This window comes from Pseudomonas sp. BP01 (genome assembly GCF_022760795.1).
GTDB classification, from domain to species: domain Bacteria; phylum Pseudomonadota; class Gammaproteobacteria; order Pseudomonadales; family Pseudomonadaceae; genus Aquipseudomonas; species Aquipseudomonas putida_Q.
The window spans coordinates 392,723-413,270 of sequence record NZ_JAFBKA010000001.1 but is presented as its reverse complement, the minus strand read 5'-3'; the positions used below and the strand labels follow the sequence as shown (position 1 = coordinate 413,270).

At 62.1% G+C, this 20,548-nt stretch carries 19 protein-coding genes and 3 tRNA genes; 13 read left to right on the top strand and 9 right to left on the bottom strand.

Annotated elements, in window-relative coordinates; all coding sequences use genetic code 11:
• Window positions 1-92 precede the first annotated feature (92 nt).
• The 5 genes from JOY50_RS01910 to JOY50_RS01890 all read right to left on the bottom strand — a co-directional run bounded on the left by JOY50_RS01910 (window position 93) and on the right by JOY50_RS01890 (window position 4,786).
• A complete protein-coding gene (locus tag JOY50_RS01910) occupies window positions 93-1,385 on the bottom strand; it encodes a virulence factor family protein (RefSeq protein WP_019473351.1) in 1,293 nt (430 codons plus the stop codon).
• Window positions 1,385-4,027 carry a bifunctional lysylphosphatidylglycerol flippase/synthetase MprF gene (gene mprF, locus JOY50_RS01905; protein ID WP_132846481.1) on the bottom strand — a complete coding sequence of 881 codons (2,643 nt, stop codon included), beginning with the start codon at window positions 4,025-4,027 and terminating at the stop codon, window positions 1,385-1,387. Before mprF ends, JOY50_RS01910 begins: the two co-directional genes overlap by 1 nt.
• Window positions 4,028-4,288: 261 nt before the next feature.
• Window positions 4,289-4,365, bottom strand: a tRNA-Met gene (locus JOY50_RS01900).
• A gap of 133 nt (window positions 4,366-4,498) precedes the next feature.
• A tRNA-Met gene (locus JOY50_RS01895) sits at window positions 4,499-4,575 on the bottom strand.
• 134 nt (window positions 4,576-4,709) lie between these two features.
• Window positions 4,710-4,786, bottom strand: a tRNA-Met gene (locus JOY50_RS01890).
• A 221-nt stretch (window positions 4,787-5,007) separates the two neighbouring features.
• Here JOY50_RS01890 and dinB point away from each other — a divergent pair.
• Window positions 5,008-6,066 carry a DNA polymerase IV gene (gene dinB, locus JOY50_RS01885; protein WP_177313770.1) on the top strand — a complete coding sequence of 353 codons (1,059 nt, stop codon included), beginning with the start codon at window positions 5,008-5,010 and terminating at the stop codon, window positions 6,064-6,066.
• Window positions 6,067-6,234: 168 nt separating this feature from the next.
• On the opposite strand, the gene JOY50_RS01880 is transcribed toward dinB, so the two are convergent.
• The 3 genes from JOY50_RS01880 to JOY50_RS01870 form a co-directional block, all read right to left on the bottom strand.
• Window positions 6,235-7,188, bottom strand: coding sequence for a hypothetical protein (locus JOY50_RS01880; protein ID WP_019473354.1), 954 nt, complete (start codon window positions 7,186-7,188; stop codon window positions 6,235-6,237).
• A 20-nt stretch (window positions 7,189-7,208) separates the two neighbouring features.
• Window positions 7,209-8,924: a proline--tRNA ligase gene (locus JOY50_RS01875; protein WP_016498316.1), complete on the bottom strand. Its 1,716-nt coding sequence runs from the start codon at window positions 8,922-8,924 to the stop codon at window positions 7,209-7,211.
• A gap of 159 nt (window positions 8,925-9,083) precedes the next feature.
• The gene (locus tag JOY50_RS01870; protein WP_019473355.1) at window positions 9,084-10,367 is read right to left on the bottom strand and encodes an OprD family porin; all 1,284 of its coding nucleotides are present in this window, start codon (window positions 10,365-10,367) and stop codon (window positions 9,084-9,086) included.
• Between the two features lie 691 nt (window positions 10,368-11,058).
• Between JOY50_RS01870 and JOY50_RS01865 the strand changes: the two genes are divergently transcribed.
• Both JOY50_RS01865 and JOY50_RS01860 read left to right on the top strand, forming a co-directional pair.
• Complete coding sequence (locus JOY50_RS01865) at window positions 11,059-11,478, top strand: HIT domain-containing protein (RefSeq protein ID WP_132846483.1); 420 nt, start codon at window positions 11,059-11,061, stop codon at window positions 11,476-11,478.
• A gap of 1 nt (window position 11,479) precedes the next feature.
• The gene (locus tag JOY50_RS01860; RefSeq protein ID WP_132846484.1) at window positions 11,480-11,686 is read left to right on the top strand and encodes a SlyX family protein; all 207 of its coding nucleotides are present in this window, start codon (window positions 11,480-11,482) and stop codon (window positions 11,684-11,686) included.
• Between the two features lie 184 nt (window positions 11,687-11,870).
• Here the strand turns inward: JOY50_RS01860 and JOY50_RS29070 are convergent, their stop codons facing one another.
• Window positions 11,871-12,464 carry a cold shock domain-containing protein gene (locus JOY50_RS29070; protein WP_132846485.1) on the bottom strand — a complete coding sequence of 198 codons (594 nt, stop codon included), beginning with the start codon at window positions 12,462-12,464 and terminating at the stop codon, window positions 11,871-11,873.
• A gap of 280 nt (window positions 12,465-12,744) precedes the next feature.
• On the opposite strand from JOY50_RS29070, the gene JOY50_RS01850 reads away from it, so the two are divergent.
• From JOY50_RS01850 to tolQ, 10 genes are all read left to right on the top strand, one after another.
• A complete protein-coding gene (locus JOY50_RS01850; RefSeq protein WP_132846486.1) occupies window positions 12,745-13,218 on the top strand; it encodes a Dps family protein in 474 nt (157 codons plus the stop codon).
• Window positions 13,219-13,407: 189 nt separating this feature from the next.
• Window positions 13,408-13,737, top strand: coding sequence for a ribbon-helix-helix domain-containing protein (locus JOY50_RS01845; protein ID WP_132846487.1), 330 nt, complete (start codon window positions 13,408-13,410; stop codon window positions 13,735-13,737).
• Window positions 13,738-13,829: 92 nt separating this feature from the next.
• Window positions 13,830-14,051 carry an FmdB family zinc ribbon protein gene (locus tag JOY50_RS01840; protein WP_003254776.1) on the top strand — a complete coding sequence of 74 codons (222 nt, stop codon included), beginning with the start codon at window positions 13,830-13,832 and terminating at the stop codon, window positions 14,049-14,051.
• A 93-nt stretch (window positions 14,052-14,144) separates the two neighbouring features.
• Window positions 14,145-15,920, top strand: a complete 1,776-nt coding sequence (gene aspS, locus JOY50_RS01835; RefSeq protein ID WP_019473360.1) for an aspartate--tRNA ligase — start codon at window positions 14,145-14,147, stop codon at window positions 15,918-15,920.
• 114 nt (window positions 15,921-16,034) lie between these two features.
• Window positions 16,035-16,781, top strand: a complete 747-nt coding sequence (locus tag JOY50_RS01830) for a YebC/PmpR family DNA-binding transcriptional regulator (protein ID WP_132846488.1) — start codon at window positions 16,035-16,037, stop codon at window positions 16,779-16,781.
• A gap of 188 nt (window positions 16,782-16,969) precedes the next feature.
• Entirely contained in the window at window positions 16,970-17,494 is a 525-nt protein-coding gene (gene ruvC / locus JOY50_RS01825; RefSeq protein ID WP_016498323.1) for a crossover junction endodeoxyribonuclease RuvC, read from the top strand.
• Between the two features lie 109 nt (window positions 17,495-17,603).
• Complete coding sequence (gene ruvA, locus JOY50_RS01820) at window positions 17,604-18,221, top strand: Holliday junction branch migration protein RuvA (protein WP_019472554.1); 618 nt, start codon at window positions 17,604-17,606, stop codon at window positions 18,219-18,221.
• A complete protein-coding gene (gene ruvB / locus JOY50_RS01815; RefSeq protein WP_019472555.1) occupies window positions 18,218-19,264 on the top strand; it encodes a Holliday junction branch migration DNA helicase RuvB in 1,047 nt (348 codons plus the stop codon). Before ruvA ends, ruvB begins: the two co-directional genes overlap by 4 nt.
• Before the next feature lie 125 nt (window positions 19,265-19,389).
• Window positions 19,390-19,842: a tol-pal system-associated acyl-CoA thioesterase gene (ybgC, locus tag JOY50_RS01810; RefSeq protein WP_016711994.1), complete on the top strand. Its 453-nt coding sequence runs from the start codon at window positions 19,390-19,392 to the stop codon at window positions 19,840-19,842.
• Window positions 19,843-19,844: 2 nt separating this feature from the next.
• A complete protein-coding gene (tolQ, locus tag JOY50_RS01805; protein ID WP_008090219.1) occupies window positions 19,845-20,540 on the top strand; it encodes a protein TolQ in 696 nt (231 codons plus the stop codon).
• Window positions 20,541-20,548 lie beyond the last annotated feature (8 nt).

Below are 20,548 nucleotides of genomic sequence, written 5' to 3'. Positions count from 1 at the left end.
TCCCACAGGGACAGCACAATGGCGGAGATGTGCGCAGTAGATGTGGGAGCCTGGCTTGCCGGCGATGGGCCGCAAAGCGGCCCCAATCATTATCAGTTCTGTTCGGCGACGCTGGACTTGCCCTGGCGTGTCTCGATCTCACCAATCAAGCGCTTGGCCAGCGCCGGGTAGTTCTCATCAAAGTGATGCCCTCCAGGCAGCTTCAGGCGTTCACCCACCGCAGTGCTTTCGGTGCAACCGCTTTCATCGGTCTCTTCCACGCCATACACGCACACCACCTTGGAGGCTGGCAGCCTGGCCATTTCCGGTCCGGTGGGTGCTTCCTGGCCTTCCTTGCCCAGCCAGCCTTCGACCTCGATCTCGAAGCTGCCGCTGCGGGCAAAGGCCAGCAGCATCACCGCGTCGATACGTTGCTGGTCCTCCACCGGCAGGCGGTTGTAGATCGCCGGTAGCACATCGGCACCGAACGAATAGCCGGTCAGTACAAAGCGCTTGGTACCCCACTTCTGCCGGTAGTGCTGCATCAGCTCGGACAGGTCGGCCGCACTTTGCTCCGGGGTTTTGTGCTGCCAGTAATAGCGCAGCGTGTCGATACCCACCACCGGGTAGCCCAGCTTGGCCATTTCGCCGGCAACATCGCGGTCCAGGTCGCGCCAGCCGCCGTCACCGGAGAGGAACAGGGTGACCGTGTCGGTTGTCTGCCCGGCCGGCACTTCCACCACAGGGATGGCCAAGGCGTTGCCGTCGTGGCCTACCAGGGCCTGGGTCAGCTGGGCCTTGAGCACTTGTGGCAGATGGATGTCGTAGTCGCTGATGCTGGTTTCGGCATTGGCCTGGTCGCGCACGAAGGCGGCGCTGGCGTCATCCGGGTTGTCGTTCCAGGCGACGTTCCAGTGGCCGTGGGCAGCCGCCTTGGGCAGCGGGGACTGGCAGCCAGGTTGCTCCAGGCTGAAGTCCACGGAAATGGCCCGGGCCTTGTCATTGTTCTGGCTGGCCAGCCAGCGCCAGGCCTGGGCGGCGCCAGGGCCGATACCGGCCACCAACGTCGGCTTTTCCGGCAGCTCGGCCAGGGCCTGGTCCATGGCCTGTTGCTGCTTGCTGCAGTCGTTAGGCGGCAAGATCACCTGCACCAGCTGGGCTTCACCGGCCTGGCTCAGGTCGAGCAGCTGCTTGTCCGTCAACGCCTGGTCTTGTGGCACACCGATGGCCACCCGGGCCTTGGGATGCACACCTGGGGTCACGCGGGTGATGCTGGTGTCATTGATGCTCAATTGCTCCAGGCGCGCTTCGGGAGCCGGGCGCGTCCACAGCCAGAACGCCAGCGCACCCCCCAGGGCGGCCAGCAGCAGGGGAACCAGCAGGTACAGCCAAAAGCGTCGGGTCATCAACGTTTCACCAATCCAGTCAGGCCGCCTGCAATCAGGGCGGCAGTATCGGCCAGTGCCACAAGCGGGTCGAGCCCGGCCGGCACGGCCATGTAGCGGGGTTCCCAATCCGGTTGGAATTTGTCCTTGAAGCGTCGAAGCCCCTGGAAGTTGTAAAGCTGCTCGCCACGGCGGAACACCATTGAGCCCAGGCGCTGGGTCAACGGCGCGCCACGCCGCGGCTGAAGGCCTGAAAGCGGCACCATGCCCAGGCTGAAGCGGGAATACTCATGGCTTTTGTAGTGCAGGATCAGGCCGATCATCATGAATTCCATGGTCAGCTTCGGGGCCTCGGGGTGCGCACGCATCAGGTCAAGGCTGGCCAGCTCGTTGCTGTGGGTCTCCAGCAGGTTGGCGAAGGCCACCGGCCGACCCTGGAAGCGGATCAGGGCAACGCGGAAGTGCTGCAGGTACTCCGGGCTGAAGCGGCCCAGCGAAAAGCCTTTCTCGCGCACGTTCTTGCCGCTGAGCCAGGCATCGGAAATTTCCTTCAGCTCGGCCAGCGGGGCGTGACCGGGCTCGTGGATTTCCAGGCTCAGGCCGTCGCGGCCACCACGGTTCCAGGTGTAGCGCAGGTCTTTCATCTCCTTGCCCTTGGCCTCGAGGTCGAAGCGGCGCAAGTCGACCCGGGCTTCTTCGCCCAGCTTCAGTGCCGTCAGGCCGATGTCCATATAAAAAGGCAGGTTTTCGGCGCGCACCTGGTAGAACACCGGCCGGGCGTGGTGCAGATCGCACAGGTCGCGGAACTGCCAGATCATTTCGGCGCGCTCCAGGGCCGGGCCGATCGGGTCGTACAGGGCCACCAGGCTGCGGCCGCGACGGGCGTACATGAGGAAGGCATTGTCGCGGGGGTGGAACAGCAACGCCTTGTCGCCGGTCAGGGCCAGGCCGCCGTCGGGCTGGTCGGAGGCCAGCAGAATACGGTTGGCGCGCTGCAGTTCGTCGTCGTCGGGCAGGTGGATCACTGGCGGCGCGGTGCGCAGCAGCCAGGTCAGCGCCAAGGCAGCCAGCAACAAGGCACTGCCCATGGCGGCGCGCAGGCCGCGCGGGGCATCGGCGTCGAGGGTGAACTGCCACCACAGCTGATGGCTGTAGGGCACATCCTGGTAGGCGAACAGCAGCAGCCACACCGATGCGCCCACGGCGCAGGCGCTGGCCACCAGGAACACCGGTGAAAACGGCAGCTCCAGCAGGCGGCTGGGGCGGTAGAAGGAGCGACGGAACAGGGCCAGCAGGGCGGCGGTGAAGGTCAGCAGGCAAGCCTCCTCCCAGTCAAAGCCCTTGAGCAGTGACAGCAGGGCGCCGACCAGCAACAGCACGGTGGTCAGCAACCAGGCGGCGGACAGGCGTCGGCGCAGGCCCTGGGCCAGCAGCAGGCACAGCACGCCGATCAGGCTGGCGCCAAAGTGCGAGGCATCGATCAGCCGGTGCGGCACCAGAAAGCCCATATGTTCCAGGCGGGTGTCGATCTCGGGGGTGACGCCCGAAAACAGCAGCACCACCCCGGACAGGAATACCAGTATCGACAGGATGGGTGCGGCCATGCCGGAGGCGGCCTTGATGGCTTGCTGTGCGAACAGCAGGCGCCGGGCTTCATTGGCCAGCAGCAACACGCAGGCCAGCAGCAGCGGCAGCACCACATAGATCAGCCGGTACAGCAGCAGGGCGGCCGCCAGTGGCGCGGCACCGAGCTGGTCGGCAAAGGCGGCCAGCAGGATGGCTTCGAACACCCCGACGCCGCCCGGTACGTGGCTGAGCACGCCTGCGGCCAAGGCCAGCAGGTACACCAGCACAAACGCGCCGAAGGGTGGTGCTTCGGGCAGCAGCATGTACAGCACGGTGGCGGCCGCTGCCACATCCAGCGCGGTAATCAGCAATTGCAGGGCAGCCAGGCGTGCGCTTGGTAGGCGCAGTGTGCGGCGGCCCAGTTGCACCAGCAGGTTATTGGCCAGCGGCTGTTCGGCCAGGCGCCGGCGGTACAAGCCGAACACCAGCAGGACGGACGCCACAAGCACCGCAGCGGCGATACCTGCCAGCAGGCCTGGCGCCACCCTCAGTGCCGTAGAGGCTGCGGGCAGGTCGCTCAAGGTTGCCAAGGCGGCCAGGGGCGGCAGCGCGCAGCCCAGTGACAGGCTGGCAAACACCGTCATGCGTGCGACTTCGCCAGCCCCCAGACCCTGGCGTCCATACAGGCGGTAGCGCACCGAGCCGCCCGAAAGCATCGACAGGCCAATGGCGTTGCCGATGGCAAAGGCGCTGAAACCGCCCAGCGCCAGGCTGCGTGCCGGCAGTTTCACGCCGGCATAGCGGCTGGCCGACCACTCGTAACCTAACAGGATCGCGAAGCCGATCACGGTCGCCAACACGGCGCCGAGCATCGACTGGGCCGGCACGCTGAGCATGGCATCGTGCAAGGCATAGATGTCCAGCTCGCTCAGCAGGTGGCGGCAGGCAATCAAGGCCATGGTGAACAGCACCAGGGTCACGACCAGGCCGATGGGCTGGCGGTAGCGGCTCAGGCGTTCAAGCAAGGGCAGGCGCTGCACGGCACCGGGTAGCGCCGAGGCGAGTGGCACCGGAGGTTCGGGGTTGTGTGAAGTCATGGTTTGCCCCGGGCATACAGCGCGAGGCAGAGGGGAGGTACGGCCAAGTGAAAGTCCCTTAGAAAAACGTATCCAATGTTACTCCGGACTCAGGCACTTTCAGTGGCCTGGCAGGGTTAAAGATAGTTCATCCTGGGCACGATGCCTCAAGCCTGCGGGTTGGCTGGAGGGCGGGGAGACAAGAGGCTGGGAAGAACAGGGAGGGCAGATGCAACAAACCCCGCGCTGCTGTTACACAGGCGGGGTTTGTTCTGACGAATATGGTTGCGGGAGCCGGATTTGAACCGACGACCTTCGGGTTATGAGCCCGACGAGCTACCAGGCTGCTCCATCCCGCGTCAGTGGGGCGGATTCTACAGCGTGTGGCTTGTATGTCAAGCGCTAAGCTTTGATTTGTCGAGGTTTTTCGAGGCTGCTTTTTAGCAGACAAAGAAAAAGGCCACTGTGTTAACAGTGGCCTTTTCTTGAACTTGGTTGCGGGAGCCGGATTTGAACCGACGACCTTCGGGTTATGAGCCCGACGAGCTACCAGACTGCTCCATCCCGCGTCTGTGGGGCGCATTCTACAGTTTGTTGAGGGCGTGTCAAGCGCTAAGCTTTGATTTATCAAAGGTTTTTCGGCGTTACTTTTTTGAGGGCAAAGAAAAAGGCCACTGTATGAACAGTGGCCTTTTCTTTAATCTGGTTGCGGGAGCCGGATTTGAACCGACGACCTTCGGGTTATGAGCCCGACGAGCTACCAGGCTGCTCCATCCCGCGCCTGTGAGATCGAATTCTACGGATTTACGCCCCAGTGTCAAGCAGTTTCATTGAAAAACCCTTTTTTGTTCAAACCCTTAGCGCTCGCTGTCAGCAAGCAGGTCAGGCGCGACGGGGCTTTCAGGCACTTTGTCGTGTGATGCGCCGGGTGAGGTGTTTCAGGTAGGGTCGCATGCGATACTATCTGTATGAATTTACAGTGCTGACGGCCACCCATGTCCTTGCGCAAGATCATCCACGTCGACTGCGATTGCTTCTATGCCGCGATCGAGATGCGTGACGACCCGCGTCTGGCCGGGCGGCCCATGGCGGTTGGGGGCTCGCCCGAGCACCGCGGGGTGATCGCCACCTGCAACTATGAAGCGCGTGCCTATGGTGTGCGCTCGGCCATGTCGTCACGGCATGCGCTGAAGCAGTGCCCCGACCTGTTGATCGTCAAGCCGCGCTTCGAGGCCTACCGTGAGGCCTCACGGGAAATCCACGCCATCTTCCGCGACTACACCGAGCTGATCGAGCCTTTGTCGCTGGACGAAGCCTACCTGGATGTCAGCGATAGCCAGTGGTATGCGGGCAGCGCCACGCGCATCGCCGAGGATATTCGCCGGCGCGTCGCCCGCACCTTGCATATCACCGTGTCGGCGGGTGTGGCGCCGAACAAGTTCCTGGCCAAGATTGCCAGTGACTGGCGTAAGCCCAACGGGCTGTTCGTGATTACCCCGGGCGAGGTGGAGGCCTTTGTCGCCGCCTTGCCGGTGGCCAGGCTGCATGGGGTGGGCAAGGTGACGGCAGATAAACTGACGCGGCTGGGCATCGACACCTGCCTGGACCTGCGTGAGTGGTCGCGCTTGGCCTTGGTGCGAGAGTTTGGCAGCTTTGGCGAGCGTTTGTGGGGGCTGGCGCGGGGTATAGATGACCGTGCAGTACACAATGACAGCCGCAGGCAGTCAGTCAGCGTGGAAAACACCTACGACACCGACCTGCCGGACCTGGCCAGTTGCCTGGCGCGGTTGCCCGAGTTGCTGGAAAGCCTGAACGAGCGTATCGCCCGCATGGACAGCAGTTATCGCCCGGACAAGCCGTTCGTCAAGGTCAAGTTCCATGACTTCAGCCAGACCACCCTGGAGCAGGCAGGGGCTGGACGGGATCTTGAAAGTTATCGGCAACTGCTGGGCCAGGCGTTCGCCCGGGGTGGCAAGCCGGTGCGCTTGCTGGGGGTAGGGGTAAGGTTGCGCGATTTACGCGGAGCGCATGAACAGTTGGAGCTCTTCCCGCCTATATAGAAGCCTCATCAAATTGCGCGGTCCCTGTAGGAGCGGCCTTGCCGGGGCGCCGGACCGGTCGGATGGGCTGCGCAGCAGCCCCAGGATTTCAGCGTTAATGCATGAATTGCCGGGGCTGCTGCGCAGCCCATCGCGACAGAGTATCTACAGGGTGTGCATGAAGGCGGGTTACTGCACGCCCGGATCTGCCACCAACCGGCCAGTGGCCTTGGTCAGCGATTGCAGAAACTCCTGCTGCAGCTCCGGATCGTTGCGGGTCAGCTCGATCAGGCTTTGTTCCATTTCACTGGCTTCCTCTTCAAGGCCCAGTTCCGACAGGCGCTTCACCCGATGTACCCACTGGCCAACATCGTCATCCTCGAGGTCGTCGAAGATCAGTTCATGGGCTTCGAGCAGCTTGTTGCGCAGGGTGGCGCTGACCAGCAGGCTGGCATCACCACGTACCGCGTTGTCCTCGTCGAGTACTTGAAGGTGCAGGGTGCCGATGTGGTTGAGGTTTTGCTCGGAGAATGGGCTGTCGAGCAGGTTCAGACGCAGCACGCCGTTCCTGTCGGTGGTCAGTTCGTGGGTCATCTTGCCAGCCTTGACCTCGACCAGGCGTTCGCTCCAGGGCACGCTGGTGGCTTCCTCGCGCTTGCCTTTCTGCACTTCGCTGATCCCGGCCAGGTTCTGCTGGGCACGCCCGTTGGACGGCACGTTCATGAACGGGTTGAGCCCATCCACGCCGTAGCTGAGCCAGTCGTGGGTGATGCTTTGCGGCAGGTTGCCCAAGGCGAAGACGTTCACCACGTTGGCGCCGACGCCCGCCACCACGGCCACTGCACCCAGCGGGATCTCGTAGACCTCCCGCCAGGGCTGGTAAGGCGTGTAGCGGTCATAGCGACGGGTGACTTCGAACTCGGTGACTTCGAAACGCTTCAGCTCATGCACGCGCACACGCCGTTGCGGAAGCTCCATCACCTTCGGCTCGCCGACATCGATCTGCAGGGTGTGCTCGAGCAATTTGCGCTCGACGCGCTCCTCGTGGTCGCTGCGCTGGGACATCTGGTTGGCGCAGCCGCTGACGAGCAGGGCGCCGCACAGTGCGGCGCCCCCCAGGGTAAAGGTACTTCGCTTGAACATGATCACTCGTGCATTGGTTATCAGCGGCGAACGCGGGCCTGCAGGAAGCTCAGCACTTCATTGAGCGGCAACGCCTGGGCGTCCTGCTCGGTGCGGTGCTTGTACTCCAGGTTGCCTTCGGCCAGGCCGCGATCGCTGACGACGATGCGGTGTGGGATGCCGATCAGCTCCATGTCGGCAAACTTGATGCCTGGGCTGGTCTTCTTGTCGCGGTCGTCCAGCAGCACTTCGAAGCCGGCGGCGGTCAGTTCGGCGTACAGCTTGTCGGTTGCCTCGCGAACCACCTCGGTTTCGTAGCGCAGCGGTACCAGGGCGATCTGGAACGGCGCCAGGGCATCGTTCCAGATGATGCCCTTGTCGTCATAGCTCTGCTCGATGGCAGCGGCGACCACGCGGGACACACCAATACCGTAGCAGCCCATCGACAGAACCACCGGCTTGCCGTTCTCGCCCAGTACCTGGCACTTCAGCGCTTCGCTGTACTTGGTGCCCAGCTGGAAGATGTGGCCCACTTCGATGCCGCGCTTGATCACCAGGGTGCCCTGGCCGTCCGGGCTTGGGTCGCCTTCGACCACGTTCCGCAGGTCGGCGACCTGTGGAACCGGCAGGTCGCGCTCCCAGTTCACACCGAAGTAGTGCTTGTCGTCGATGTTGGCGCCGATGCCGAAGTCGCTCATCAGGGCAACCGAACGGTCGATGATGCATTCCAGCGGCAGGTTCAGCGGGCCGAGCGAGCCGGCACCGGCGCCAATGGCGTCGCGCAGTTCGGCTTCGGTGGCCATGACCAGAGGGTCGGCAACCTGTTCCAGCTTGGTGGCCTTGATTTCGTTCAGCTCGTGGTCGCCGCGAACGATCAGGGCAATCAGCTTGCCTTCTTCAGCGCCGCGCACGATCAGGGTCTTGACGGTCTTCTCGATCGCCAGGCCATGGTTTTCCACCAGTTGCGCGATGGTCTTGGCCTCTGGCGTGTCGACCAGGCGCAGCTCCTCGGTAGGGGCAGGGCGCACGGTTTCACGCGGGATGGCTTCGGCCTTCTCGATGTTGGCGGCGTAGTCGGAGCTGTCGCTGAAGATCACGTCGTCTTCGCCAGATTCGGCCAGTACGTGGAACTCGTGCGAGTAGCTGCCACCGATCGAGCCGGTGTCGGCCTGCACTGGGCGGAAGTCCAGGCCCAGGCGGGTGAATACGTTGCTGTACGCCTGGTGCATGCGGTCGTAGGTTTCCTGCAGGGAAGCCTGGTCGGCATGGAACGAGTAGGCGTCCTTCATGATGAACTCGCGGCCGCGCATCAGGCCGAAGCGCGGGCGGATCTCGTCACGGAACTTGGTCTGGATCTGGTACATGTTGAGCGGCAGCTGTTTATAGCTGGACAGCTCGTTACGGGCCAGGTCGGTGATGACTTCTTCGTGGGTCGGGCCAACGCAGAAGTCGCGCTGGTGGCGGTCCTTCAGGCGCAGCAGCTCAGGGCCGTACTGCTCCCAGCGGCCGGACTCCTGCCACAGCTCGGCAGGCTGGATGCTTGGCATCAGCACTTCCAGGGCGCCGGCGGCGTTCATTTCCTCACGCACCACGGCTTCGACCTTGCGCATTACCCGCAGGCCCATCGGCAGCCAGGTGTACAGGCCGGAGGCCAGTTTGCGGATCATGCCGGCACGCAGCATGAGCTGATGGCTGATGACCACTGCGTCGGCAGGGGTTTCTTTCTGGGTGGCGAGCAAATATTGACTGGTGCGCATGGTTAGCCGTGTCGATTGCCTAAGACGTTGAAATAGCCCCGCATTGTACGGGGGCGAAACGAAGGCGTACAGGATGCCCCAGGGCGGGCCGCTTGTCAGCCAAGAAAAAGCCCGGCGAGATCGCCGGGCTTTTCAGGTGCGGGGCACTGCAAGCCAGGCTTACAGGATGCTCAGCGGGTACTCCACGATCAGGCGCAGTTCGTCGATCGATGGGGAACCGTAGTAGACGCCATCGCCCGAACGGTAGGTGGCCTGACGTACGCGCAAGCTCAGGTCCTTGGCCGGGCCGCTTTGCATCACGTACTTGACGTCGATGTCGCGTTCCCATTCCTTGCCGTCGTCGGTGGTGCGGGTAGTTGCACCAGTACCGCGCACGTAACGGGTCATGAAGGTCAGGCCTGGTACGCCGAATTCGGCAAAGTTCAGGTCGTAGCGTGCCTGCCAGGACTTCTCGTCTTCGGCGTTGAAGTCGGAGCGGGCCACGGAGTTGGCCAGGAAGACCGTACCGCCACCGTCGACGCCGTAGGCATAGTCGCCGTCGCCGCTGACTTTCTGGTAGGCCAGGGTGAAGGTGTGGGCGCCAATGTTGTAGGCGGCCGAGAGGCTGGCTGCAATGTTGTCCAGCTCGTTGCTGCCGTCGGCCTTGCTGACGAACGCGCCGGTCAGGTTGTTGCCGATCGACTTGGTGTCATAGATGTTGAAGTCGAACACCAGGCCTTGCTTGTCGCTGATCGGCAGCGCCCAGTTGATATTGCCGTACCACTTGCGGAAGTGGTCTTCGATATGCGAGTAGTAGACGCTGGTGCTGAGGTTGTCATTAATGGCGTAAGTGCCACCAAAGACGTTGGCCTCGGTCATGTTCAGGCTGTCGTGGTAAGTCTGAGCCTGCGCATTCATGGCAGTGAAGTGACCGGCATGCAGGGTCAGGCCATCGATCTCGTTGCTGGTGATCAGGCCGCCTTCTGCAACTTCCGGCAGCAGTCGGCTGTCGTCGGTAGCCAGTACTGGCAGGGCGGTGAACTGGTCACCCCATTTGAGCACAGTGTTGGAGATGCGCATTTTCACTGCGCCGCCAGCTTCGGAGTAGTCGTCTTGCGAACGGCCGTCGGAACCTGTCGGGAACAGGCCGGTGCCGGCACGGCCGCGGCCGCTGTCCAGCTTGAGGCCCAGCATGCCGATGGCGTCGACGCCGAAGCCCACGGTACCTTGGGTGAAGCCCGATTCAAAGGTGCCGAGGAAGCCAAGGCCGGTTTCTTCAACGCGGCTTTGGGTGCCAGGTGCGTTGTTACGGAAGTCACGGCTAAAGTACAGCATGCGGGTCTTGACGTTCAGCTTGCTGTCTTCAATGAAACCTTTGGACTCGTCCTGTGCCGAGGCCATTGCCAACTGCGAGGTCCCTGCCGCAACGGCCAGGGCGATCATGCTCCACTTCATCACGCGCATCGTGATTTGCTCCTTTGGTTTTTAGGAAGAGTACCGCTGCGCCCAGGTGTTTTAGTTATAGGGTGCAGCTCTTTCTTGTTATGTCGGCGAAAATGTATAGCACGCTGACTGTTGTTGGCGATATGGCTATATAGACTCTTTGCGGAACTTTTTTGCCATGTCGCTTTTACGTATATCCATGTCGCAAATCACGCCCCGGTTTATGGGCCGTATAACGCCAGCGCTGTTCCTGTCACCGTAACGAATCTGTAACTACGGATTCTGGTTGAGGAAACTCCCTGGTAACCAATGCGGCTGTTGTTATTTGTCGCGTACACCTGCCAGTGCAGATGTCGTGCCGACTTGGCGTGAAGTGAATGCAACAAGCGTGCTCAAAATTCGCAACACTTCATGAAATTTTCACAAAACCTGCTACCGAGGGTCGGAAAGTGCCGTAAACACGGGGCGACGGCTGCCTGAGCGCATGTTGGAGTCGCGAATCATTAAAATTTAAAAAGCTGCCATGAAAGTCAATGTGTTACCGCAATTTGTTCATCCAGTCTCGATTGTGGGGTGACAAGTGTGGTGGCGGTGCGCAGGTGGCCTCATTTTGGTGCGAAAAGTAGCGCTGTGTTACCGAGAGTGTGCAAGGTATCCTTGCAGGTCTGTTTTCCGCTTGAAGCGGGTCGTTTTTGCCTGAAGGAGATATGCCGTGTTCGTTCTGGATTCGCGTTTGCAGCAGGATTCCCTGGTGCTGGGAGAGTTTGCGTTGTGCCAGCTGCTGCTGAGCAAGGATGCCAACTACCCATGGTTCATCCTGGTGCCCAAGCGCGCCGGTATCAGCGAGCTGTTCGAGCTTGAAGCGGCGGAGCAGCAGCAGTTGTGGCAGGAAACCACCCTTCTGGCTGAAGCGCTGAAGGCCAGCTATGGCGCCGACAAGATGAACGTGGCCACGCTGGGCAATGTTGTCAGCCAGTTGCACATGCATGTGATCGTGCGCCAGCGTGACGACGCCGCCTGGCCGGCACCGGTGTGGGGCAAGTGCCCGGCCTTGGCTTACAGCGACGACCAGTTGCAAGCCGTCCGCCAACGCCTGCGTGGGTTGCAGCTCGCGGGCTATAAGGAGGCCTGACATGTCGCTGGAATTGCGTATTGTCGAACTGGAAACCCGTCAGGCGTTTCAGGATGACGCTATCCAGGCGCTGAATGATGTGGTGGTCGAGCAGGGGCGGGTGATCGAGCGGCTGCAATTGCAGGTGGCCGAGCTGATCAAGCGCCATGAAGAGATGGTCGGCCAGTACGGCAGCGAAGGGGAAGAGGCGCCGCCGCCTCATTACTGACGCCGTGCCCCTGTAGGAGCGGCCTCGTGTCGCGATGGGCCGCAAGGCGGCCCCGGGGTTTCAGCGGTGTTGCAAATATTGCCGGGGCTGCTTCGCAGCCCTATCGCGACACAAGGCCGCTCCTACAGGGCTAGTGCATGCCATGAAGGCGATGCCCTATGGGCGCGGGCAGTTGCCTGCACAGTCAGCGGCGGGTTACCGCAACCACGTCTTCGGCCTGCAGGCCCTTGTCGCGGTGCATCACCGAAAACTCCACACGCTGGCCTTCGACCAGAATGCGGTGGCCTTCGCCGCGAATGGCGCGAAAGTGCACGAAAATGTCATCACCCGAATCACGGGAGATGAAACCAAAGCCTTTCGACGTGTTGAACCACTTTACGGTGCCGGTATCGCGGTTGCCGGCCTCCTGGGCGGCATGCTGGTTGGTGCGTGCCTTGCGCGGGCTGCGGGCAAAGCCCACCGCCAGGTGCAGGCCTACGGCCAAGGCCGCGCAGACCAGCGCAGCGAGGTTGCCCATTTCCGGGCGGGCCAGCAGCGTCAGGGTCTGCAGCACCACCGCCACCACCAGCAGGGCGCAGGCAAGGTGCTGCAACTGCTGCCGGGCGCCGCGGTAGTACAGCGGCACGACCGGGGCCAGGACCAGGTTTAGCAGGCCGAGCAGGGCAAGGTACACCGCGTCGGGTTGTTGCAGGAAGGGTGTCGCATCGGTTTTCAGGCTGGGTATGAGCGATAGCAGCAAGGCTGCCACGCCCGTCACCAGATGGACGATCTTGAACATGGAGTTGGCTCACCGTTGATAAGGCCGATCACAGGAAGAGCTGGCAGCACGGTGCGCATGAGGTGTAAAGCGCGAACACGTGACAAGCCAGCCTATGCACCCGGCAATGACAGTCCGCACGGGTGGCACGGTGCCTATTTAACAGCAAAGCCGAAGGCTACTCAAATTGCAGGCCGTGGTGGGCGATGTGTTGCGCCATGTCACAGGCGGTGTGGGTCAAGTGTTGCTACAGTGGTCGGCATCCGCTTGAGTCTCAAGCCTTATGGAAAGGGGAGCTTCAATGGCAATCGATATCGGTATCAATGAAGAAGATCGCAAGTCCATCGTCGATGGGCTGTCCCGCCTGTTGTCGGATACCTACGTGCTGTATCTGAAAACCCATAACTTTCACTGGAACGTCACCGGTCCGTCGTTCCGCACCCTGCACCTGATGTTCGAAGAGCAGTACAACGAACTGGCGCTGGCAGTCGATTCGATTGCCGAGCGCATCCGTGCCCTGGGGTTCCCGGCGCCGGGGTCGTATGCATTCTATGCACGGCACTCCTCGATCAAGGAGGAGGAAGGCGTACCCCCGGCGGACGAGATGATCCGCCAGCTGGTCCAGGGGCAGGAGGCCGTGGTGCGTACTGCGCGCAGCATTTTCCCGGTAGTGGACAAGGTCAGTGACGAGCCGACTGCCGACTTGCTGACCCAGCGTATGCAGGTTCACGAAAAAACTGCCTGGATGCTGCGGGTGCTGCTCGACGGTAAGTAACCACACGAAGCTGTGACATGACCCTGTGGGGGCGGAGGAGCCCGCGAACACCGGCCTGGCCGGTGCGCCTGCTCCCACAGTGTCCGGCACCGTCTTTTATGTTTGTGCGGGAAGGTTTTGCCGCTGCTTTAAACCTGCTGCCCGGCGCTTCATTGGTCACCTGTTACCGGTGACGAGGAAGTAGGGCGCATGATGCAAGCGAACAAGCGTGTGGCTGGCCTGGGGAGTTGGCCAGGAAAACAGTGCATTGATCCGTTCAAGGCGGATTTCGACATGTTGCAGACACAGCCGGTATCACGTTCCGTGCGGCTGAACGGTTTTTCTACCTGCCTGCGTCTGGAGGCCGTGTACTGGGGTATCCTTGAACGCATCGCCGCCGCCAATCGCTGTTCGGTCAGTGCGGTGTTGTCCTATGTGGACCGCGAAGTGCACCTGCGCCAGGGTGGGGTGCGCAACTTCAGCGGGCTGATTCGGGTAATTTGCGTCGCTTGGCTGCAGGACCCGCCAAGTGTGCGCTGATCGTCTGGCGGGCTGCGCAGTGCTTGCTAACCATATATAATCCCGCTTTTTGCTGCCCCGGCAGCCAGCGTTGTGGTTGACGAGAGACACCCATGCCCCTTTATGACTATCAATGTGCGTCCTGCGAGCACCGCATGGAAGTGCTGCAGAAGATCAGCGCCGCGCCGCTGACCGATTGCCCGGCCTGTCAGGCGCCGGCGCTCAAGAAGCTGCTGTCGGTGCCAGGCTTCCGCCTGAGCGGTAATGGTTGGTACGAGACCGACTTCAAGACCGGGGCGAAAAAGAATCTGGCAGGCGGCGACAAGGCCGACTGAGTTGAATGCTGTGACCGGGTCTTGCAGTATTAGCCCTCCGGGCGGCCAAGGCCTCCACCGAATACACGAATCACGAGAAGCGAAACCACCATCATGATGCGCAGCCATTATTGCGGCCAACTGAACGAGAGCCTGGACGGCCAGGAAGTCACCCTTTGCGGCTGGGTCCATCGTCGCCGCGACCACGGCGGGGTGATCTTCCTCGACATCCGTGACCGCGAAGGCATGGCCCAGGTCGTGTTCGACCCGGATCGCGCCGAAACCTTCGCCGCCGCCGACCGCGTGCGCAGCGAATACGTCGTGCAGGTCACCGGCAAGGTCCGCAAGCGCCCTGACGGTGCGGTGAATGCCAACATGGCCTCCGGCGCCATTGAGATCCTCGGCTACCAGTTGACCGTGCTCAACGAAGCGGAAACCCCGCCGTTCCCGCTGAACGAATTCTCCGACGTTGGCGAGGAAACCCGCCTGCGCTACCGCTTCATCGACCTGCGTCGCCCGGAAATGGCCGACAAGCTGCGTCTGCGTTCGCGCATCACCAGCAGCATCCGTCGCTTCCTCGATGAAAACGGCTTCCTCGACGTCGAAACGCCGATCCTGACCCGCGCCACCCCGGAAGGCGCGCGTGACTACCTGGTGCCAAGCCGTACCCACGCTGGTAGCTTCTTCGCCCTGCCGCAGTCGCCGCAGCTGTTCAAGCAGCTGCTCATGGTCGCCGGCTTCGACCGCTACTACCAGATCGCCAAGTGCTTCCGTGACGAAGACCTGCGTGCCGACCGCCAACCGGAATTCACCCAGATCGACATCGAGACCAGCTTCCTCGATGAAAGCGAGATCATGGGCCTGACCGAGAGCATGATCCGCAAGCTGTTCAAGGAAGTGCTGGACCTGGAATTCGGCGAATTCCCGCACATGACCTTCGAAGAAGCCATGCGTCGCTACGGTTCCGACAAGCCAGACCTGCGTAACCCACTGGAACTGGTCGACGTTGCCGACCAGCTGAAGGATGTCGACTTCAAGGTGTTCGCCGGCCCGGCCAACGACCCGAAGTGCCGCGTTACTGCCCTGCGTCTGCCAGGCGGTGCCAGCATGCCGCGCAGCAAGATCGACGAGTACACCAAGTTCGTCGGCATCTACGGTGCCAAGGGCCTGGCCTACATCAAGGTCAACGAGCGTGCTAAAGGCGTTGAAGGCCTGCAGTCGCCGATCGTCAAGAACATCCCTGAGGCCAACCTCAACAACATCCTCGACCGCGTTGGCGCTGTAGACGGCGACATCGTGTTCTTCGGTGCCGACAAGTTCAAGGTGGTCAGCGAAGCCCTGGGCGCGCTGCGTATCCGCCTGGGCCACGACTTCGAGCTGCTGACCTGTGAGTGGGCGCCGATGTGGGTCGTCGACTTCCCGATGTTCGAAGAGAACGAAGACGGCAGCTTCACTGCGCTGCACCACCCGTTCACTGCGCCCAAGTGCAGCCCGGAAGAGCTTGAGGCCAACCCGGCCACGGCCCTGTCCCGTGCCTACGACATGGTGCTGAACGGCACCGAACTGGGTGGCGGTTCGATCCGTATCCACCGCAAAGAGATGCAACAGGCGGTATTCCGCCTGCTGGGTATCGAGGCAGAAGAACAGGAAGAGAAGTTCGGCTTCCTGCTCGACGCACTGAAGTTCGGTGCACCGCCTCACGGTGGCCTGGCCTTTGGTCTGGACCGCCTGGTCATGCTGATGACCGGCGCCCAGTCGATCCGTGAAGTGATCGCCTTCCCGAAAACCCAGAGCGCCGCGTGCGTCATGACCCAGGCTCCTGGCCTGGTCGACGCCAAGGCCCTGCGCGAGCTGCACATCCGACTGCGCGAACAGACCAAGGTCGAGTAAGCGGTCCCCGGGCGCATCCACATGGATGCGCCTTTGCGTTTCGGCGCAGGTATTTTCCCGTCCCGCCCCGTACAGGGGCGGGGCTGTTTGTGATTCAAAGGATTCGGAGTCGTTATGGCTGGTCATTCCAAGTGGGCGAACATCAAGCACCGCAAAGAGCGCCAGGATGCCAAGAGAGGCAAGGTCTTCACCAAGTGGATCCGCGAGCTCACGGTCGCTGCCAAGCAGGGCGGCCCTGACCCGGCATCCAACCCGCGCCTGCGCCTGGCGCTGGACAAGGCCCTGGGCGCCAACATGAGCCGCGATATCATCGACCGAGCCGTGGCCCGTGGTGCTGGCACCAATGAAAGCGACAACGTCGAAGAGCTCAGCTACGAAGGTTATGGCCCGGGTGGTGTGGCGATCATGGTCGAGACCATGACCGACAACCGCAACCGCACCGCCGCCGCCGTGCGGCATGCTTTCACCAAGTGTGGCGGCAACCTGGGTACCGACGGCTCGGTGGCCTACCTGTTCGAGCGCAAGGGGCAGATCAGTTTTGCCCCGGGCGTGGATGAAGACGCGCTGATGGAAGCGGCGATGGAAGCCGATGCTGACGACGTGGTGGCCAACGATGACGGCTCGTTCGACGTGTTCACCTCGTTCAACAGCTTCTATGCCGTGCGTAATGCCCTGGAAGAGGCTGGTTTCAAGGCCGATGATGCAGAAATCGTCATGCAGCCGACCACCAGTGCCGAGCTGGACCAGGACGGTGCTGAAAAGGTGCTCAAGCTGATCGACATGCTCGAAGACCTGGATGACGTGCAGAACGTCTACTCCAATGCCCAGATTTCCGACGAGATCATGGAAAAGATCGGCTAAGGTCTCCTGACCCTTCGCGTCAAGGCTGCTATTGGGGCCGCTGCGCAGCCCATCGCCGGCAAGCCAGCTCCCACAGGTACAGTGCATTTCTTCAGGCCTGCACTGTACTTGTGAGAGCTGGCTTGCCAGCGATGGGTCGCGCAGCGGCCCTAATGGTCTTGAATCGTGAGCTTTGAACGACAGGCACTATGACTCTGATTCTTGGTATCGACCCCGGTTCGCGCATCACCGGCTATGGCGTGGTACGCCAGACCGCCCGTGGTTGCGAGTACGTGGCGTCGGGCTGCATCCGCACCGGCAGCGGCGAGCTGCACGAGCGGCTGCAGATTGTTTTTCGCGGCGTCAGTGAAATCATCGCCCAGCACGAACCGGTGACCATGGGCATCGAGCGCGTGTTCATGGCGCGTAACGCCGACTCGGCGCTGAAGCTCGGCCAGGCCCGCGGCGCGGCTATCGTCGCTGCCGCCGAAGCCGGCCTGGAAATCGCTGAATACAGCGCCACACAGGTCAAACAAGCGGTAGCCGGCACCGGTGGGGCCAACAAGGAGCAGGTGATGATGATGGTCATGCACCTGTTGAAATTGACGCAAAAGCCGCAGATCGACGCCTCCGACGCCCTGGCCATCGCCCTGTGCCACGCCCATACCCGCTCCAGCCTGGTGCCGCATGGCCTGGCCACGGCGCGGCGACGCGGCGGGCGCTTGCGTCTGTAGGCGCTTCATGCGCTGATACACATTTTGTGCGGGTGATGCGTTCACCCGTTGCATTTGCTGATAGGGTTGAGCGGTCTTTGACCGGCTCCCCGAGAGGAAGGATCGGAACGTGATTGGACGTTTGCGCGGCACCCTGGCGGAGAAACAGCCGCCGCACCTGATTATCGACGTCAACGGCGTGGGTTACGAACTGGAAGTTCCCATGACTACGCTGTACCGTCTGCCCAAGCTGGGCGAACCCGTCACCGTGCACACCCATCTGGTGGTGCGTGAAGACGCCCATTTGCTCTATGGGTTTGCCGAAAAGCGCGAGCGTGAGCTGTTCCGCGAGCTCATCCGGCTCAACGGCGTGGGGCCGAAGCTGGCACTGGCACTGATGTCCGGCCTGGAAGTCGACGAGCTGGTGCGTTGCGTGCAGGCCCAGGATACGTCGGCCTTGGTGCGCGTGCCCGGTGTCGGCAAAAAAACCGCCGAACGCCTGCTGGTAGAGCTCAAGGACCGTTTCAAGGCCTGGGAAACCTCCCCGGCCATGTTTACCCTGGTGTCCGATGGCCCGTTGCCGGTCGCCAGCGAATCCAGCGCCGAGGCTGATGCCGTCAGCGCCCTGGTCTCGCTGGGCTACAAGCCGCAGGAAGCGAGCAAGGCGATCGCCGCGATCAAGGACAAGGCCGGCCTGAGCAGTGAAGAACTGATCCGCCGCAGCCTGAAAGGGATGATTACCAAGTGATCGAAGCCGACCGCCTGATCGCCGCCAGTGGCCGCGACCGTGAAGAAGTCCAGGACCGAGCGATTCGCCCGCTGAGCCTGGACGATTACATCGGCCAGCCGGTGGTGCGCGAACAGATGGCGCTGTTCATCCAGGCTGCCCGTGGCCGCAGCGAGTCGCTGGACCACACCCTGATCTTCGGCCCGCCGGGGCTGGGCAAGACCACCCTGGCCAACATTATCGCCCATGAAATGGGCGTGTCGGTAAAAAGCACCTCGGGGCCGATCCTCGAGCGCCCCGGCGACCTGGCAGCCATGCTGACCAACCTCGAACCGCACGACGTGCTGTTCATCGACGAGATCCACCGCCTGTCACCGGTCGTCGAAGAGGTGCTGTACCCGGCCATGGAGGACTTCCAGCTCGACATCATGATCGGCGAAGGCCCGGCGGCCCGCTCGATCAAGCTCGACCTGCCACCGTTCACCCTGGTAGGGGCTACCACCCGTGCCGGCATGCTCACCAACCCGTTGCGGGACCGCTTCGGTATCGTCCAGCGCCTGGAGTTCTACAGCGACAAGGACCTGGCCACCATCGTCAGCCGTTCGGCCAATATCCTTGGCCTGGTCATCGAAGACCAGGGCGCCTACGAGATTGCACGACGTGCCCGTGGCACGCCACGTATCGCCAACCGCCTGCTGCGCCGTGTGCGTGACTACGCCGAGGTGCGCGGCAAGGGCCAGATTACCAAGGCCGTGGCCGACATGGCGTTGAACCTGCTGGACGTCGACGAGCGTGGTTTCGACCATTCCGACCGCCGCCTGCTGCTGACCATGATCGAGAAGTTCGATGGCGGCCCGGTGGGTGTGGACAACCTGGCTGCGGCCATCAGCGAAGAGCGCCATACCATCGAGGATGTGCTGGAGCCGTACCTGATCCAGCAGGGCTATATCATGCGCACCCCGCGTGGCCGCGTGGTCACCCGGCATGCCTACCTGCACTTTGGCCTGAATATTCCCGGGCGTTTGGGGGAGGGCGCTGATTTTTCCGAGCCAGGCGATGAATGACAGATCAAAAGCGACTTTTCGTGGTCCTACCGCTGGCATGCCCAAGGTGCGCTGGCAATAAGACATTAATGAAGAAAAAACAGTTGCCACAGCGGATTGGCAAGCTGAGGAGTAAGCACTAGAGTATGCGCGCGCAAAATCAGCTCGAACCGTTCGCACACCGTTGTCGCGTCTATTACGAAGATACCGATGCGGGCGGCGTGGTGTATTACGTCAACTACCTGAAATTCATGGAGCGCGCGCGTACCGAACGCCTGCGGCACCTGGGTTTTTCCCAGTCGCAGCTGGCCGAAGACAACCTGCTGTTCGTGGTCCATTCCAGCGAAGCGCGCTATCACGCGCCGGCGCGGCTGGATGACGAGTTGCGGGTGACCGCGCAAGTACTTGAACTCAATCGCGCCAGCCTGCGTTTTGTACAGCAGGTCTGGCGGGAAAAGGATGAAACGCTGCTTTGCGAAGGGCAGTTCCTGGTGGCCGCCGTGCGCGCCGACACTTTCAAACCCCGAGCCATACCCCCCCAGCTGCGCGACGCCTTTGCGGCGGACGGCTCGGGTAATCAATCGAATGCAGGAGAATAAGCGTGGAAGCTAACGTCGTCGACCATACCTCCATGTGGAGTCTGGTCAGCAATGCCAGCGTGGTGGTACAGCTGGTAATGCTGATCCTGGTGGCCGCCTCGGTCACCTCATGGATCATGATCTTCCAGCGCAGCACCATGCTGCGCGCCGGTCGTCGTGCGCTGGATGCCTTCGAGGAGCGCTTCTGGTCGGGCATCGACCTGTCCAAGCTGTACCGCCAGGCAGGCAGCAACCCAGACCCGGATTCCGGCGTCGAGCAGGTGTTCCGTGCCGGCTTCAAAGAGTTCTCCCGCCTGCGTCAGCAGCCGGGCGTTGACCCGGACGCCGTCATGGAGGGCGTTGGCCGTGCCATGCGTGTAGCCATTTCGCGCGAGGAAGAAAAACTCGAGCAGAGCCTGCCGTTCCTGGCCACCGTCGGTTCCACCAGCCCGTACATCGGCCTGTTCGGTACCGTGTGGGGCATCATGAACTCCTTCCGCGGCCTGGCCAGCGCCCAGCAGGCCACCCTGGCGACCGTCGCCCCGGGTATCGCCGAAGCGCTGATCGCCACCGCCATCGGCCTGTTCGCAGCAATCCCGGCGGTAATCGCCTACAACCGTTTCGCCGCGCGCAGCGAAGTGCTGATCGGTCGTTACTACACCTTCGCCGACGAGTTCCAGGCGATCCTGCACCGCAAAGTGCACACCAGCGAAGAGTAATCAGGTAG

Coding starts and splice junctions, on each gene's coding strand:
- JOY50_RS01910 (WP_019473351.1), bottom strand. CDS start 1,385: ATGACCCGACGCTTTTGGCTGTACCTGCTGGTTCCCCTGCTGCTGGCC.
- mprF (WP_132846481.1), bottom strand. CDS start 4,027: ATGACTTCACACAACCCCGAACCTCCGGTGCCACTCGCCTCGGCGCTA.
- JOY50_RS01880 (WP_019473354.1), bottom strand. CDS start 7,188: ATGTTCAAGCGAAGTACCTTTACCCTGGGGGGCGCCGCACTGTGCGGC.
- JOY50_RS01875 (WP_016498316.1), bottom strand. CDS start 8,924: ATGCGCACCAGTCAATATTTGCTCGCCACCCAGAAAGAAACCCCTGCC.
- JOY50_RS01870 (WP_019473355.1), bottom strand. CDS start 10,367: ATGCGCGTGATGAAGTGGAGCATGATCGCCCTGGCCGTTGCGGCAGGG.
- JOY50_RS01860 (WP_132846484.1), top strand. CDS start 11,480: ATGTCGCTGGAATTGCGTATTGTCGAACTGGAAACCCGTCAGGCGTTT.
- JOY50_RS29070 (WP_132846485.1), bottom strand. CDS start 12,464: ATGTTCAAGATCGTCCATCTGGTGACGGGCGTGGCAGCCTTGCTGCTA.
- JOY50_RS01850 (WP_132846486.1), top strand. CDS start 12,745: ATGGCAATCGATATCGGTATCAATGAAGAAGATCGCAAGTCCATCGTC.
- JOY50_RS01845 (WP_132846487.1), top strand. CDS start 13,408: ATGATGCAAGCGAACAAGCGTGTGGCTGGCCTGGGGAGTTGGCCAGGA.
- JOY50_RS01840 (WP_003254776.1), top strand. CDS start 13,830: ATGCCCCTTTATGACTATCAATGTGCGTCCTGCGAGCACCGCATGGAA.
- aspS (WP_019473360.1), top strand. CDS start 14,145: ATGATGCGCAGCCATTATTGCGGCCAACTGAACGAGAGCCTGGACGGC.
- JOY50_RS01830 (WP_132846488.1), top strand. CDS start 16,035: ATGGCTGGTCATTCCAAGTGGGCGAACATCAAGCACCGCAAAGAGCGC.
- ruvC (WP_016498323.1), top strand. CDS start 16,970: ATGACTCTGATTCTTGGTATCGACCCCGGTTCGCGCATCACCGGCTAT.
- ybgC (WP_016711994.1), top strand. CDS start 19,390: ATGCGCGCGCAAAATCAGCTCGAACCGTTCGCACACCGTTGTCGCGTC.